The sequence below is a fragment of the Candidatus Hydrogenedentota bacterium genome (genome assembly GCA_016791475.1).
In the GTDB taxonomy this organism is placed as follows: domain Bacteria; phylum Hydrogenedentota; class Hydrogenedentia; order Hydrogenedentales; family JAEUWI01; genus JAEUWI01.
On the sequence record JAEUWI010000483.1, the window covers coordinates 1 to 514 of the forward strand.

Consider the following 514-nt stretch of genomic DNA (forward strand, 5'->3'; position numbering starts at 1 on the left):
TCTTTTCTTTCGGAACGCCGGCGATCACCGTCACGACACCCTTCACCGGATCGAGTTTGCGAATGACGTGGTTTGAACTATCGACGACGTAGACGAGCTTATCGGGACCGACGGCGATGCCCTTCGGGCCGTCGTACTGCGCGCCTTTCGCCGGGCCGTCGACAACCGCGAAGCCTTTCTTGCCCGTGCCCGACACGTGATGAAACGTGCCGGCTTTAAGGTCGAGCTTCCACACGCTGTTGCCTTCACGCAACGCAACCCAGAGCGTTTCGCCGTCGACGAACAAGGCCCGCGGGCCGAGAATCGGCGAAGTCTTGGCGACGGCGCCGTCTTGCGGCAGCTTCCGCTCGCCGGTGCCGCCGATCGTTTCGATGACGCCGGTCTTAGCGTCGACGCGGCGAATGCGGTGATTGCCGATGTCGGCGATGTAGAGGTTTTCGGCCTCGTCAAATGCAATGCTGTGCGGTTGCTTGAGCAGGGCTTTCGTCGCCGGACCGCCGTCGCCTGAAAACCC

1 protein-coding gene is annotated in these 514 nt (G+C 62.3%); it reads right to left on the reverse strand.

What is annotated here, in order from left to right; genetic code table 11:
* Positions 1-514: hypothetical protein (locus tag JNK74_30365; protein ID MBL7650473.1), on the reverse strand; the 514-nt coding region annotated here is incomplete at both ends.